This is a genomic window from Marinoscillum luteum (genome assembly GCF_044005705.1).
Lineage (GTDB): Bacteria > Bacteroidota > Bacteroidia > Cytophagales > Cyclobacteriaceae > Marinoscillum > Marinoscillum luteum.
In genome coordinates, this window is record NZ_JBIPKE010000008.1 from 1 (window position 1) to 14578 (window position 14578).

Sequence of the window (14578 nt, forward strand, 5' to 3'; positions counted from 1 at the left end):
GATCGAGTATTTGATAATAGAAAATGCATTGAAAATGTCTGATGCTTCGACGTAGCTCAGCATGACATTTTCAATTGACGTGGCTCTGGAATTATCACACTGAGTCTGGCTTGTTATCCTGATCTCGGCATGACATTTTCACAGCAAATTGTCTTTGGGCATTGTCACTCTGAGCTCTGTCGAAGAGTAGGACAATGCCTGATATCAGACCTGAGAAATTCTGACTGGATGAGATTCCCGCCAGCGCGGAATGACGGTGCTCAATAGGTCTGAACTGCGCGAAGAGTAACGCTTGCTATGAAATCCTTAAAGCTATTTGATTAAGACTTCAAGTAGGCAGGTGTAAAAAAAAGGTCGCTCCGGACCACTCAAAGAGCCAGTCCAAAACGACCTTCTAATCTTTAGGAGGTTAACCCTGGTCAGATCGCTGCATTTCCTTTTTCGCCGGTGCGAATACGAATGCATTCCTCCAACGGAACCACAAATATTTTACCACTGCCTACCATTTCCCCGTCATTGGATTCGGTGGCTCTGGTGATGGCATCAATGGTTCTTTCTTTGAACTCGTCATTTACAGCAATCTCCAACCGGATATTTGAAACCATGGTAGGGATGACCTTCTGCCCACGGTAAATCTCTTCGGTGATTCTCCTGCCATGACCTGATACGTTGCTTACCGTGATTCTGGCAATTCCGGCCTCAATAAGTGACTCCCGGACCTGATCGAGCTGATTTTCTCTGATGATAGCAATTATTAGTTTCATAGGTTCGTTTAGCTAGGGTTAATCATTCCATATCCTTTTTCGCCATGGTAGGAGCTGTCCAGCCCTTTCATTTCGGCTTCTTCTGTTGCCCTTAGGGGAACTATCTTATTCAATACGAAGAGGATCAGTAAAGTGCCCACTCCGGCATATACCAGGGCAATAAGAATGGCCAAAGCCTGTACACCCAACTGGTCTATGACACCCCAGGTACCCCCGGACAGTCCGGCAGCATCTTCCATCCAGCTTTCGCGAATGAAGAAAACAAGCAACAATGCACCTACGATACCACCTACTCCGTGGATACCAAAGGCATCCAGGGTGTCGTCATAGCCGAGTTTATTTTTGACCATAATGGCCAGGTAGCAGATACCACTGGAGAAAATACCCAAAGCAATAGCTCCCATGGGCTGCACCACACCTGCGGCCGGTGTAATGGCCACCAACCCTGCCAGGATACCCGATGCAAATCCAAGTGCCGTGGCCTTTCCCTGATGAAATCCTTCAATTAATATCCATGCGAGGGCACCTGCCGCCGCTGCTATTTGGGTGACCGTGAGGGCCTGAGCAGTACTCAATCCACTTTCTATACTGCTGCCGGCATTGAAGCCAAACCAGCCAACCCAAAGTAAACCTACACCTATCATGGTCATCACCAGATTGTTTGGCTGCATGGGCAGGTGTGGATGTTGCTTTCGGGCGCCCAAATAGATCGCAGCCACCAGTCCGCTAATCCCTGCACTGATGTGTACCACGGTGCCTCCTGCAAAATCGATGGCTCCGTCTGCTCCCAGGTTGAACAGGTACCCGTCTGAGGCCCACACCCAGTGACAAAGGGGATTGTAGATGAGTATGCCCCACACGGCAATGAAAATGCAGTAGCCTTTGAAGGAAATACGTTCAGCAAATGCACCCGCAATGATGGCAGGAGTAATGATGGCAAATTTTCCCTGGAACATGGCAAAAACATACTCAGGAATACCGTCGGTGATGACGTCATCAATGCCTTGTAGCAGGAAATAATCTGAGCTCCAGCCAAACCAGCCCCCCAGTATGTTTGGGCCAAAAGCCATGCTGTATCCACAAATGACCCAAAGGAGGGTCATGATGCCCATGGCTGTGAAGCTGTGCATCATGGTGCCGAGTACGTTTTTGGTTCGGACCAGGCCGCCATAAAACATGGCAAGTCCGGGGATCATCAGCAATACAAGGGTGGTGGACGTCAGCATCCAGGCGGTGGCTCCAGTATCGATGGCCGCTTCATCTCCTGCAAAAGACTGATAGCCAAAAAGAAGGAACATCAAGGAATAAATCTTCTTCACAATTAAGAGTAAGGTTGATTGATAAATATTTATGCGAATTTGATAAAACTGGAATAATATTTCGTGAATTCTTTGAACAGATTTTCAATATTTTGATAAATCTCTGTGTGTAGAGCGAAAAATTGGGAAGCGATTATGTGGGCACTATTATCTGAGTTGGTATGTTCCCGAACTTTCGATGGCTTATCTCAGGAAGTGAAAATGTCTGATGCTTCGACGGAGCTCAGCATGACATTTTCAATTGACGTGGCTCTGGCATTATCACACAGAGTCTGGCATTGTTATTCTGATCTTGGCATGACATTTTCGCAGCAAAGTGTCTTTGGGCATTGTCACTCGGAGGTGGCTGTGTAACGCTGAGCCAGGCATTGTCACTCTGAACTCCGTTGAAGAGTAAGACAATGCCGCCAGCGAATCGAGAGCCCTGACTAAATGAGATTCCTGCCTGCGCAGGAATGACGGTTCTCAAGAGAGAAACCAAGTCTTTTCAAGATTGATTGAGTATTTGATAATAGCATTGAAAATGTCTGATGCTTCGACGGAGCTCAGCATGACATTTTCAATCGACGTAGCTCTGGCATTGTTATTCTGGTCTTGGCAGACATTTTCTCAGCAAAGTGTCTTTGGGCATTGTCACTCTGAGCTCCGTCGAAGAGTAAGACAATGCCGCTAACGCATCATCCCTCTATCTGTGGTTCGAGAGGCTCCATGACAGAAGGGAAGGCAATGCCATCATCGGATCGAGAGCCCCTGACTAGATAAGATTCCCACCTGCGCGGGAATGACGGTGCTCAATCGTTATACCATGACTTTTCGAGATTAACAGAGAATTAGGCGTATAAAAGACCCTATAATCCTATTGTTTTCCAGTTTATTCCTGCGTGTAGAGATAGAAAGACTGAGCGATAGACTCTGCTTCTTCCTGTCTGGACATATGAAATAGAATGGAGAAAAAGAGCACAAAATCACCTTCGTTGATCATTTCTCTGGCATACAAATGAATACTTTCATTGCCTAAAGGATTGGGCCTCTTAACAACGTAAACCAGCGTGTCTGAATCATTAATCACAGGAATAAATTCAGCTGTAAGTTTTTCAACGCCGAAACAGTTCTCTGGTCGTATGTCATTCATACATGGATTTTCACCAATAAGCTGTCGATCAAAGTCATCGATCATAAAATAAGGTGAACCAGAAAAAGGAGTACCACAGCTTCTCTGGATTGTATACTCTTCTGGAATCAATAAAGCAGCCATGAGAGCATCGATAGAGTCACTGTTGGAAAATGGAGAATAACATTCAACCCCATTAAATTTCACCCATCCCAGATTAGTCAAGCTATCTCTTAAAGACTTCTGAGCGACCTTGATACTGTCCACCTGCAGCTGATAGGCATAAGCAGCACTATCGGCGGGGCTCTTCCATGGCCCTTCTTTTCCTATGTCATCAGCAGTGAAGTTGCAGGATAACAAAAGTAAAAGTCCAATAGGGGTTAGTTTCAATGAATTCAGGATTACGTTATAACTAAGTTAAGAATAACTTAGCATCAATATCAACAAATGAATAGCAGGTATTCTCTAAATCTCTTAGATCCCGTCCATGCTTCGGGTTTACAATCCCAATTAACCCCTTTCAAGAAGAAGAACCTGCTTTCCTCACTCCCCATTTGGGATGACCAGCAAGGGGACTTTGGTCTTCAGGCTCACACGCCGTGTATTGCTACCCTTGAAAAGAGACGCTAGAAAGCCGGTTTTGTGCGGTACCATCACCAAAAGATCAGCATTGTAATGATCCACTTCCAGCGCTATGCCTTCGGCGATGGTCTCGTTGCTCACAGTGCTGTAGGTGTGCGGGATGTCTTTCAGAATGGTGTTGGCCGCATGGATCAGGTTTTCCTCATTTTCCGGGTGATCTTTTTTAGGATGAGTATCCACATGAAAGACCTCTAGCTGAGCCCGAAACTTACGGGCAATCTCCTTCATCAGGTCCAGCTGATTGTGTTGATCGAGGTAAGATGGTTCATAGGCATACAGTATTTTTTCGATGCTACTGAATGTTGCCATTCGGGGCACTACCAGTATGGGAGTTTTGAGGTGTTTAATGGCCGCTGTGGTAGTGTTTCCCAGAAGCTCATAGGAGAATACATTGCTTTCCATACCGATGACTACCAGGTCCGGGTGATGGTCTTTTACATAGTGATTGAGCCCCTCTATAGTGTCGTCCGTTTTGCTGACCCAGCTGACGGAGAGGTTATATTTCTGAGCGGTCTCGTCGCTCAGGTCCTGAAGCTGTTTTTCATTGTTTCTGACCAGCCTGTCCAGAACCTCAGGCCCCACCATACCATTGATAGCATGGGTACTCGTGTGGTAGGCATTGAACAGCACCAGGTCAGCATCTACGGCGCTGGCGAGGTTTGCTGCATACCCTAGTGCATTATTGGCTGCTGCTGAAAAATCCGTGGCAACAATTATCGTTTTCATGATTCTTTGATCTTTGGTTTTGTAAAGCAATCGCTTTTGCCCCGTTCAGCGAGTGATGAGGATCAGTCCAACAGATGATTTTTATTTAAAAAAGTATCACCACATCGCATCCTGATATCCCATGCTTACAACGATCGTCATGGTGTGATTTTTTGCTACACCCATCAGCATCAGAGGTGCCGGACTGACACCTCTCTACCACTTTCTCCCACCACATACACTAAATTTTCTAATCACTCCACTTTGCCCCACTGTACGGGCTATTGGCTGCTATTTTGTACAATTCCAGCTTAAAGTAGACCAATTCTACGTCCTGTCATCCAGTGAGTTAACCTGCTTATTCACCATATTGGTCGAAAAATCGACGATTATGGCCTAATTTCAAAGTTTTTGTAAAAAGTGGAGTAAAGTGGGGGGATGTGGTTGACTTTGTCATACTTTTTGATACATTTGTATTGGTGGTTTATATTTTTCTAGCTCTGTGAGAGCAGAGCAAACTCAGACATGGCTTTTTTTACAAGCGAGTATGAGTGCAAATTGGATACTAAGGGTAGGCTAGTCTTACCTGCGAAGATTAAGTCTAGTCTACCCGAGGTTTCCACGCACGAACTCATTATCCGAAAAGGATTTGAGCAAAATCTGATCCTGTATCCAATGTTAGAATACAAAAAGATACATGCCAAGATAGCTGCGCTCAGTGAGTTCAACGCAGAGCAGAGAAAGCTAAAACGCAACTTCTTCAGGAGTATCCAGCAGGTGGATTTGGATAGTGCAGGACGATTATTGATCCCCAAGCAGATGCTCGCTCATGCCGGACTAGACAAGGAATTGATCCTGATAGGGATGGGCAATTACATTGAAATGTGGAACCCTCAGCATTTTGAGGAGCATCAGATAGATGATTCGGAAGAGTACTCGGCGCTGGCCCAGAAATATCTGGACGAGTAAATGAGCACCTATCACACACCGGTCTTATTGGCACAGTGCATAGATGCACTCGATATCAAACCCGATGGAATCTATGTAGATGTCACCTTCGGTGGCGGGGGACATTCCAGAGAAATACTCAGCAGACTCGATACGGGGATGCTATATGCTTTTGATCAGGACGCTGACGCAAAGGCCAACGCCGAAGAATTTCGGCAAAATCGTTCTTTCACATTTGTAGAATCCAACTTCAGACACCTGAAAAGGCAGCTTCGCTTTTATGGGGTAAAGCAGGTAGATGGCATTCTGGCTGATTTGGGAGTATCCTCCCATCAGTTGGACGAAGGCCAGCGGGGATTTTCCACCCGCTTTGATGGGGCACTGGACATGCGCATGGATCAGGGAGCGGCAGTCACTGCCCGCGACATAGTCAATGACTATGAGCAGGATGACCTCATTCATATCCTCAGTGCCTATGGTGAGATCAAAAATGCCCGAACACTCGCGGCAGCCATCATCAGGGCCAGGGGCGGAAAGCCCATCACCAGAAATGAGGAGCTCAGGGAGGTAGCCCTGAAGGTAGCTCCCAGAGGAAAGGAAATGAAGTACCTGGCGCAGCTGTTTCAGGCCATCCGCATAGAGGTAAACGATGAGATGGGCGCCCTTCGGGAGTTTCTGGAACAGACCGCAGAGGTGATCAGGCCTGGAGGTAAGCTGGTGGTGATGAGCTACCACTCTTTGGAGGATCGCCCGGTCAAAAACTTTGTGAACACAGGGAATCTCAAAGGTCACGTGGAGCAGGATTTTTATGGCAATGTGATCAGACCCTTCACACCGGTGACGCGCAAGCCGATCATACCGGACGAGGAGGAGATCGAAAGAAACAAAAGAGCACGCAGTGCAAAACTGCGCATAGCAGTGCGCAGTGAAGATAAAAAATAGAAAATACCAGATGGTCTGCGCGAGCGGGCCCAAAGAATAAAAAACATGGCAACCAATACGTACAAAATACCAGGCAAATCTTCGGGCAAACAGGGGAGCTTCTTCACCCTGCTGGAGCGGTATTTACCAATGGACGAATCATTGGCGGAAGTGATCCACGTACGTTTTCTCCCACAAATTCTTTTCATCTGCGCACTCTGCATCATCTACATAGGCAGCAGACACTATGCAGAGAAAAAGATAAGAACCATCAGCAGGCTGGAAACCCAGGTAGAGGACCTGCGTGCAGATTTCACCACACTAAAGGCCGATTACAAATACGCCAGCAAACAGTCAGAAGTGGCCAAACAAGCCCGGTCGCTGGGTTTGGTAGAAAGTGATGTTTCACCTTACAAAATCATTGTCGCCGAAGAATGAGTATCAAAAAAGCCATATTGCTCCGAGTCAGGATCGCATTTATGCTGGTATTCTTGTTTTCTGCAGGGATACTTTTTCGCATTATCACCGTGCAGTATGCAGAGGGTGATAAGTGGAGAGGGTATGCCGAGACCATGGGCTTGCAGGTGATGAAAGTGAACGCTACGCGTGGCAACATTTATGCAGACGATGGCAGCCTGTTGGCAACCTCCTTGCCTTTCTATCAGGTGGCGTTCGATCCTTACCTTCCGGGAAAAGAGCTTTACAACGCACACATAGATTCTCTGTGTTACCTGCTTTCGGATTTTTATGGAGATCAGTCGCCGGCTCAGTATCGCCGCAAAATAGATGCGGCACGCAAGGAGCGGAAAAGATATATGGTGCTCAACCGGCAAGAGGTCGGGTACCAGGAGAAAAAAATGATAGAACGCTGGCCTATCTTCAGAGAAGGGCGGTTGACAGGTGGAATTATCTTCGAGAAGGTGGAAAAAAGATTTCTGCCTTTTTCGCATTTGGGATACCGCACAATTGGAACGGTCAATTCAGACAACCGTGGCGTAGTGGGATTGGAGTACAGCTTCAATAGAGAGCTGGGTGGCCAAAACGGAGAAGCACTGTTTCAAAAGATGGCCGGAGGTGGCTGGAAGCCGGTATATGATGGCTCGGAGATTCGTCCCAAAGACGGCTATGATATCCAGACTACCCTTAATGTGAACCTGCAGGATGTCACTGAGTCGGCACTCTACAAGGCACTACAGCGCCATCAGGCAGACTACGGTGCGGTGATCCTCATGGAGGTAAAAACCGGCGAGATCAAGGCGATTTCTAACCTGAGCAGAAACAGCAAAGGAGAATACTACGAGCGCTACAACTACGCCGTGGGTAGCCAGGGCGCCCGCGAGCCAGGGTCTACGTTCAAGCTGGCGAGTATGATTGCCCTTCTGGAAGACAGCGACATCAAGTTGACAGACACCATCGATACAGGCAATGGGGTGATGAAGTTCTTCAATGAGACCATGAAGGACCATAAGCCCGGAGGCTACGGCATCCTCACCGTGAAGGAAGTATTTGAGAAAAGCTCCAACATCGGTACAGCCAAGCTGATCACCAGACATTTCGGAGACAATCCCTCCAGATATACCGATTACATCAAAAATATCGGGCTGGATCAGCCGTTGGGCTTTCAGATGGTGGGTGAGGGCATTCCATACATCAAGGATCCTTCAGACAGTACCTGGAGTGGGATTTCGTTGCCCTGGATCTCTCATGGCTATGAGCTCAAGATGACTCCTCTCCAGACGTTGACTTTGTACAACGCCGTGGCCAACAATGGAAAGATGATTCAGCCCATTATCGTGAAGGCGGTGAAAAAGGCGAACAGAAACATAGAGAAGTATGAGCCCAAGGTGCTCAATGCAAAGATTTGTTCCAAAAGCACGCTGCGGGATGTGAGACTGATGCTGGAAGGGGTGGTAGAGCGAGGCACTGCTTCCAATATTTACAATGAAAAGTATAAGATCGCTGGTAAAACAGGGACTGCCAAGAAGGTGGTAAATGGTCGCTATACCAATGCCTATTATACCTCGTTTGCCGGGTACTTTCCAGCAGATGATCCAAAGTACAGCTGCATTGTGGTGATCGATGACCCCAAGGGCTATCAGATCTATGGGAGCGATGTGGCGGCTCCGGTTTTTAAGGAGATCGCAGACAATATCTACGCTCTGGAGACCGAGCTGCATCAGGAGCTGCCGGATCAGCGCACGCAGTTTGCCGGGATTTTCCCCGTGATCAGGTCTGGTAAGCAGGACGAGCTGAAAATGATCGCCAACGAATTTGGCATATCCAATCATTCCCAAACGGATGCCAGCTGGGTGACTACCGATGTGGTCAATCATTCGGTGTTTTGGGAGGACAATACACCCAAGGCCGAGCGCATCCCGGATGTGCGGGGTATGACTTTGAGGGATGCTATCTACCTGCTGGAAAATGCAGGACTGAAGGTGAGTGTGCAGGGCAGAGGCCGGGTGGCCAGGCAGTCCATTGTGCCGGGAACGAAATTTTCGAAAGGAACGAACATAAAGCTGGAGTTGAGTTAATGAAGACGCTGAAAGACATATTATACGGAGTATCCCTCACCGAGCTGCACGGCGATCGTGAGCGGGAGATCTCGTCTTTGGCGTTTGATTCCAGACGGGTAAAAATGGGTGGTCTGTTCATCGCCATTAAAGGGCTGAATGTAGACGGACACGATTACATAGAAACAGCAATAGATCTGGGTGCGGTGGCCATTCTTTGTGAAAGCTTACCCGAGAAGAGAAAGAAGTCAATAACGTACGTACAGGTGGATAATAGTGCTGCTGCGATGGGAATCGTGGCAGCCAATTTTCACGATAACCCTTCCCGGAAACTTAACCTGGTAGGGGTGACGGGTACCAACGGCAAAACCACGACTGCTACTTTGCTATTTCAGCTCTTTCAGCAGCTGGGCTACAAAGTAGGCTTGTTGTCTACCGTGGAAAATAAGATTGACCACAAAGTATTGGATGCGCAATTTACCACACCTGATAGCCTGCAGCTCAATGAGCTACTGGCTCAGATGGTGAGTCAGGGGTGCACGCATTGTTTCATGGAGGTGAGTTCTCATGCGCTGGTTCAGCATCGCACCAGTGGGCTACAGTTTGCCGGAGGCATTTTCACCAATATCTCCCATGATCACCTGGACTATCACGAAACCTTTGAGGCTTATATCAAAGCCAAGAAGATGCTTTTCGATAAGCTCCCAAAAGAGGCTTTTGCATTGGTGAATGCCGATGACAAGCGGGGGATGGTAATGCTGCAAAATACCAAAGCAGAAAAGAATACTTATTCACTGAAATCAATGGCAGACTTCCGCGCGAAGATCCTGCACAATACCCTGCAGGGGTTGGAGTTGGATGTGGATGGAATCAGTGCCTGGTTTAAACTCATCGGGGACTTCAATGCTTATAACCTGCTGGCGGTTTATGCAGCAGGAGTACTGCTGGAAGAGGAGAAGGAAGAGGTGCTGACAGCCTTGTCGCAGATAGATGGTGCTCGTGGGCGATTTGAGCAGGTTTATAATGGCAACAACATACTCGCCATTGTGGATTATGCGCATACCCCGGATGCATTGGATAATGTGCTACGGACCATTGACAAACTCCGCACAAGACAAGAGAAGGTGATCACCGTGATCGGTTGTGGTGGAAACCGCGATAAGACCAAGCGCCCGGAGATGGCACGCATTGCGGCAGAGTTTAGCAATAAGGTCATCCTCACTTCGGATAATCCACGGGACGAAGATCCGGCGGTGATCCTGGAGGAAATGATGAAAGGAGTGCCTAAGGTGGCACAGAAAAATACGATGATTATTCAGGACCGGAAAGAGGCCATACGTACGGCTTGCAATCTGGCAGAGAAAATGGACATTATACTGGTGGCTGGTAAAGGTCACGAAACCTATCAGGAGATAAAAGGAGTGAGAAATCACTTTGATGATAAAGAAATATTAAACGAAATGTTAAATGGCCAATAGACCATGTACTATTCAGCCATTGACCATTTTAAAAAAACTATTGACTAAATAAATGCTGTACTACCTGTTTGACTTTTTAGATAAACAATTTGACCTGATGGGGGCTAGCGTATTTCGCTACATCTCCTTCCGGGCGGGTATGGCTGCAGTGATTTCTTTGCTCATCACCATCGTTTTTGGCAAGCGGTTTATCAATGCGCTCAGAAACTTTCAGATGGGTGAGTCCATTCGTGACCTAGGCCTGAAAGGACAAATGGAAAAGCAGGGCACACCGACCATGGGCGGGATCATGATCATCTCCGCAATCATCATTCCTACGCTGCTTTTTGCACAGATTGGCAATGTCTATGTGCAGCTCTTGCTGATCACGGCACTCTGGATGGGGCTCATTGGTTTTACAGACGATTACCTCAAGATCAAGAAAAAGAATAAGGACGGACTAAAAGGCAATTTCAAAGTAATAGGTCAGGTAGGGCTGGGCTTGCTGGTAGGCCTGGTAATGGTGATGCATCCCGATGTGGTTATCCCCGAGCTGGGTGGTATGGGTATCGAGGATAGCAGCTCCATCGTCACCACCATTCCGTTTTTCAAGGATAATGAATTCCAGTACGACTGGTTACTGCCCTATTTTCTGGAGGATTATACCTGGCTGATTTATGTGCTGGCGGTGATTTTTATCATCACCGCAGTGTCTAATGGCGCCAATATCACCGACGGACTCGATGGGTTAGCGGCGGGTACTTCTGCCATCATCGGTCTTACGCTGGCCATTCTGGCCTACCTGTCAGGTAATGCGGTCTTTGCTGAGTACCTGAACATCGCCTTTATTCCCAACTCCGGTGAGTTGGTGATTTTCAGTGCGGCTTTTGTGGGGGGCTGTATTGGTTTTCTATGGTACAATTCATACCCCGCACAGGTATTTATGGGAGATACAGGCAGCCTGTCACTGGGGGCCATCATAGCCGTATTGGCTTTGGTCATCAGAAAGGAGCTCCTCATCCCGATATTATGCGGCATTTTCCTGATCGAAAACCTGTCGGTGATCATTCAGGTGTCTTATTTCAAATACACGCGGAAGAAATACGGAGAGGGGCGAAGGGTTTTTCTGATGTCTCCGCTACATCATCATTATCAGAAAAAAGGATGGCATGAAGCCAGAATCGTGACCCGGTTTTGGACAGTCGGCATCCTGCTGGCTATACTCACTTTGGCAACGCTTAAACTTAGATAAACCGATATGACTCTGGAACAACTCTCTCGTCTCAATGAAAAATTTCAGCAGAAAGCCTCTGGTCTGGCAGAACTGCTGCCGGGCAGCAATTTGCTGACCTTCTCTACGACCATCATCAGGACCACCAAAAAGCTGGATGTGGTGCTAAAAAAGGTGTTGAATGCCAAATCTGAAGGGAGCTTCTACACCCAGATAGAGGCCATGGAAGAGGAGATGGATGAGTTGATTTTCATGATGGACAGGTTGGATGAAGCGAACCGCAAAAGAAACATTGGCACCATCACGGATGTGGTCAAGGCAGGGTATGAGTTGGTGTCTCTTTATTCATTGTGTTGCGATCAGATATTGGAAAGAAAAACTAAAAAACAAGACGAAATTGAATGAGTAAATCTATCGCCATATTGGGAGCAGGTGAAAGCGGAATCGGTGCAGCCATACTAGGGCTGAAGCACGGATACCGCGTCTTTCTGTCCGATGCAGGAGCCATTTCTGCGGATAGAAAGCTCGTGCTGCAATCTTATGGGATAGCGTTTGAAGAAGGAGGACACAGCGAAGACATCATATTAGCTTCAGATGAGGTGATCAAAAGCCCGGGCATTCCGGATAGGGTACCCATGATTCAGGCGTTGGTGGCAAAGGGAATTCCAGTCATATCGGAGATCGAGTTTGCTTACAGATACATTCCTCAGACTGCCAAAGTCATAGCCATTACCGGTACCAATGGAAAGACCACCACTACACTACTCACTTACCACATCCTGAAGTCTGCAGGGTTGAAAGTGGCTCTGGGTGGAAATGTGGGTGTAAGCCTGGCCAAGTTGGTGGCAGAAGGCGATTACGACTATTTCGTGGTAGAGGTGAGCAGTTTCCAGCTGGATGGCATTGTGAAATTCAAACCCAATGTGGCGGTGTTGCTCAATATCACTCCCGATCACCTGGATAGATATGATTATGATTTTCAAAAGTATGTAGCCTCAAAGTTCAGGATTACAGAGAACCTCAGTCATGAGGAGTCATTCATCTACTGTGCAGACAGCGAGCCGGTGACAGAGGAAGTAGCTAAACGCAAAATAGAGGCTTGCCTTTTTGCCGTTTCAGCTACTAAAAGCCCGAAATGGGAGGCCTACATGGATGATGAGCACCTCATTTTCAATTACAGGTTTAAAGAGAAAGATAAGAAACATACCATCCCCGTATCGGAAATTTCCCTGATCGGTAAACACAACATGATCAACTCTATGTCGGCGGTACTTAGCGCCCTTACCATGGAGGTGTCCATTGAGCAGATCCTGAAAGGCCTCAAAACCTTTGTGAACGCCCCGCACCGGCTGGAGTTCTGCGGAGAGATTGACGGTGTGCGCTTTATCAATGATTCTAAAGCCACGAATGTGGATGCGGTCTATTATGCGTTGGAAGGCATTCGTCAGCCGATTGTTTGGATTGCCGGGGGGATAGACAAAGGAAATGAATATGATCAGATCGCTGGGCTGGTAGCAGACAAAGTAAAGGGATTGATTTGCCTGGGGGTCGACAACAGCAAGCTCACCGGTCGCTTTGGCAGTACGGTAGAGACCCGGGAGACGCGTAGTGTAGAGGAGGCGGTGAATTTAGGATATGAAATGGCCGCCAGTGGGGATGTGGTGTTGCTGTCGCCTGCCTGTGCCAGTTTTGATTTATTCAAAAACTATGAGGACAGAGGTGACCAGTTTCGGGTAGCGGTGAAAAATTTGAAAGAGACTAAAAGAGCAAAAGTATGAACGTGATCAAAGATTGGGCATACAAGAACTTAAAAGGCGATCCGGTGATTTGGTTCATCGTTTTTCTGCTGTCTATGCTGAGTATTTTGGTGGTGTACAGCTCCACAGGTAGCCTGGCTTACAAAATGATGGAGGGCGATACTGAGTATTACCTGTTCAAGCATTCTGCCCTGGTCATGCTGAGTTTGCTGGCCATGTGGGTGGCTCATAAAATTGACTATCGCTACTATGCGAAATTGTCCCGATTGGCCCTTTGGTTGTCATTACCCCTGCTGCTATTTACCTGGCAGTTTGGTACCAATATCAACGAAGCCTCCAGGTGGATCACCATTCCATTGATCAATCAGGCTTTTCAGCCTTCAGATTTGGCCAAACTGGCGCTGGTCATCACCCTGGCCAGTATGCTTTCCAAACGTCAGAAGAGTATTGATGATTTTCAGAAAGCCATCATCCCGATTTTGGTTTGGATAGGTCTGATATGTGCACTGATTGCCATGACCAACGTGTCTACGGCCATATTGCTTTTTGGCACCTGTATGCTGATGCTTTTCATCGGACGGGTGCCTATGAAGTACCTGGCCATACTCATGATTATCGGGGTGATCGCCGGAGGACTGGCACTTACCTTCGGACAACGAACGGGCACTGCAGTGAGCAGGGTGCAGAGCTTCTTCGATGAGGACGAAACACCCTTTCAGGCTAAGCAGGCGTACATAGCCATCGCTACCGGAGGACTCACCGGCAAAGGCCCGGGGCAGAGTGATCAAAGAAATTATCTACCTCATCCCTATTCAGATTTCGTGTTTGCCATCGTACTGGAAGAGTATGGGCTCATCGGAGGCATTACCGTGTTGTTCCTTTATCTGGCACTACTCTATCGGGGTATGAAGGCAGCGGCTGAAAGTCATCGGGCTTATGGCGGATTACTGTCGGCCGGGTTGTCATTTGCTCTGGTCATGCAGGCCATGGTCAATATGGGTGTGGCGGTAGGTTTAGGGCCTATTACAGGATTGCCCTTGCCACTGATCAGTATGGGAGGTACTTCACAGCTCTTTACAGGTCTGGCACTTGGGATCATTTTGAGTGTGAGCCGTGGTGAAATAGATGACATTGGTTCGCCACTGGCGAATAATTTTAAGGCAAAGGAAAGAATTAAAGAAGCAGCATAATCGAAAAGCAAGAGACATAT

14 protein-coding genes are annotated in these 14578 nt (G+C 47.5%); 10 read left to right on the top strand and 4 right to left on the bottom strand.

The window, feature by feature from the left end; all coding sequences use genetic code 11:
• Positions 1-419: 419 nt before the first annotated feature.
• Both ACHKAR_RS00940 and ACHKAR_RS00945 read right to left on the bottom strand, forming a co-directional pair.
• Positions 420-764: a P-II family nitrogen regulator gene (locus tag ACHKAR_RS00940; protein WP_159584746.1), complete on the bottom strand. Its 345-nt coding sequence runs from the start codon at positions 762-764 to the stop codon at positions 420-422.
• A gap of 8 nt (positions 765-772) precedes the next feature.
• Complete coding sequence (locus tag ACHKAR_RS00945; RefSeq protein ID WP_395415792.1) at positions 773-2083, bottom strand: ammonium transporter; 1311 nt, start codon at positions 2081-2083, stop codon at positions 773-775.
• A 135-nt stretch (positions 2084-2218) separates the two neighbouring features.
• Here ACHKAR_RS00945 and ACHKAR_RS00950 point away from each other — a divergent pair, with 135 nt between their 5' ends.
• Positions 2219-2437 (top strand): hypothetical protein, encoded by a 219-nt coding sequence (locus ACHKAR_RS00950; protein ID WP_395415793.1) that lies wholly within the window; start codon positions 2219-2221, stop codon positions 2435-2437.
• Positions 2438-2954: 517 nt separating this feature from the next.
• Here the strand turns inward: ACHKAR_RS00950 and ACHKAR_RS00955 are convergent.
• Together ACHKAR_RS00955 and ACHKAR_RS00960 are read right to left on the bottom strand one after the other, a co-directional pair.
• Positions 2955-3584 (bottom strand): hypothetical protein, encoded by a 630-nt coding sequence (locus ACHKAR_RS00955; protein WP_395415794.1) that lies wholly within the window; start codon positions 3582-3584, stop codon positions 2955-2957.
• 153 nt (positions 3585-3737) lie between these two features.
• A complete protein-coding gene (locus ACHKAR_RS00960) occupies positions 3738-4562 on the bottom strand; it encodes a universal stress protein (RefSeq protein ID WP_395415795.1) in 825 nt (274 codons plus the stop codon).
• A gap of 504 nt (positions 4563-5066) precedes the next feature.
• Between ACHKAR_RS00960 and mraZ the strand changes: the two genes are divergently transcribed.
• From mraZ to ACHKAR_RS01005, 9 genes are read left to right on the top strand one after another with little or no spacing between them, the layout of a single operon-like run.
• Positions 5067-5510 carry a division/cell wall cluster transcriptional repressor MraZ gene (gene mraZ / locus ACHKAR_RS00965; protein ID WP_159584739.1) on the top strand — a complete coding sequence of 148 codons (444 nt, stop codon included), beginning with the start codon at positions 5067-5069 and terminating at the stop codon, positions 5508-5510.
• Positions 5511-6431 (top strand): 16S rRNA (cytosine(1402)-N(4))-methyltransferase RsmH, encoded by a 921-nt coding sequence (gene rsmH / locus ACHKAR_RS00970; RefSeq protein WP_159584738.1) that lies wholly within the window; start codon positions 5511-5513, stop codon positions 6429-6431.
• A gap of 45 nt (positions 6432-6476) precedes the next feature.
• Entirely contained in the window at positions 6477-6848 is a 372-nt protein-coding gene (locus ACHKAR_RS00975) for an FtsL-like putative cell division protein (protein WP_395415796.1), read from the top strand.
• On the top strand, positions 6845-8944 hold the full coding sequence (locus ACHKAR_RS00980) for a penicillin-binding protein (RefSeq protein WP_395415797.1): 2100 nt from the start codon (positions 6845-6847) through the stop codon (positions 8942-8944). Before ACHKAR_RS00975 ends, ACHKAR_RS00980 begins: the two co-directional genes overlap by 4 nt.
• Positions 8944-10401: a UDP-N-acetylmuramoyl-L-alanyl-D-glutamate--2,6-diaminopimelate ligase gene (locus ACHKAR_RS00985; RefSeq protein WP_395415798.1), complete on the top strand. Its 1458-nt coding sequence runs from the start codon at positions 8944-8946 to the stop codon at positions 10399-10401. Before ACHKAR_RS00980 ends, ACHKAR_RS00985 begins: the two co-directional genes overlap by 1 nt.
• A gap of 52 nt (positions 10402-10453) precedes the next feature.
• Positions 10454-11632: a phospho-N-acetylmuramoyl-pentapeptide-transferase gene (mraY, locus tag ACHKAR_RS00990; protein ID WP_395415799.1), complete on the top strand. Its 1179-nt coding sequence runs from the start codon at positions 10454-10456 to the stop codon at positions 11630-11632.
• Positions 11633-11638: 6 nt separating this feature from the next.
• Positions 11639-12016: a hypothetical protein gene (locus ACHKAR_RS00995; RefSeq protein WP_159584733.1), complete on the top strand. Its 378-nt coding sequence runs from the start codon at positions 11639-11641 to the stop codon at positions 12014-12016.
• Positions 12013-13389: a UDP-N-acetylmuramoyl-L-alanine--D-glutamate ligase gene (gene murD / locus ACHKAR_RS01000; RefSeq protein WP_395415800.1), complete on the top strand. Its 1377-nt coding sequence runs from the start codon at positions 12013-12015 to the stop codon at positions 13387-13389. Before ACHKAR_RS00995 ends, murD begins: the two co-directional genes overlap by 4 nt.
• On the top strand, positions 13386-14558 hold the full coding sequence (locus tag ACHKAR_RS01005; RefSeq protein WP_395415801.1) for an FtsW/RodA/SpoVE family cell cycle protein: 1173 nt from the start codon (positions 13386-13388) through the stop codon (positions 14556-14558). Before murD ends, ACHKAR_RS01005 begins: the two co-directional genes overlap by 4 nt.
• Positions 14559-14578: the final 20 nt, after the last annotated feature.

Bases quoted from the DNA above. Each gene is read 5' to 3' on its own strand.
- ACHKAR_RS00940 (WP_159584746.1), bottom strand. From the start codon at position 764: ATGAAACTAATAATTGCTATCATCAGAGAAAATCAGCTCGATCAGGTC.
- ACHKAR_RS00950 (WP_395415793.1), top strand. From the start codon at position 2,219: ATGTGGGCACTATTATCTGAGTTGGTATGTTCCCGAACTTTCGATGGC.
- ACHKAR_RS00960 (WP_395415795.1), bottom strand. From the start codon at position 4,562: ATGAAAACGATAATTGTTGCCACGGATTTTTCAGCAGCAGCCAATAAT.
- mraZ (WP_159584739.1), top strand. From the start codon at position 5,067: ATGGCTTTTTTTACAAGCGAGTATGAGTGCAAATTGGATACTAAGGGT.
- rsmH (WP_159584738.1), top strand. From the start codon at position 5,511: ATGAGCACCTATCACACACCGGTCTTATTGGCACAGTGCATAGATGCA.
- ACHKAR_RS00975 (WP_395415796.1), top strand. From the start codon at position 6,477: ATGGCAACCAATACGTACAAAATACCAGGCAAATCTTCGGGCAAACAG.
- ACHKAR_RS00980 (WP_395415797.1), top strand. From the start codon at position 6,845: ATGAGTATCAAAAAAGCCATATTGCTCCGAGTCAGGATCGCATTTATG.
- ACHKAR_RS00985 (WP_395415798.1), top strand. From the start codon at position 8,944: ATGAAGACGCTGAAAGACATATTATACGGAGTATCCCTCACCGAGCTG.
- mraY (WP_395415799.1), top strand. From the start codon at position 10,454: ATGCTGTACTACCTGTTTGACTTTTTAGATAAACAATTTGACCTGATG.
- ACHKAR_RS00995 (WP_159584733.1), top strand. From the start codon at position 11,639: ATGACTCTGGAACAACTCTCTCGTCTCAATGAAAAATTTCAGCAGAAA.
- murD (WP_395415800.1), top strand. From the start codon at position 12,013: ATGAGTAAATCTATCGCCATATTGGGAGCAGGTGAAAGCGGAATCGGT.
- ACHKAR_RS01005 (WP_395415801.1), top strand. From the start codon at position 13,386: ATGAACGTGATCAAAGATTGGGCATACAAGAACTTAAAAGGCGATCCG.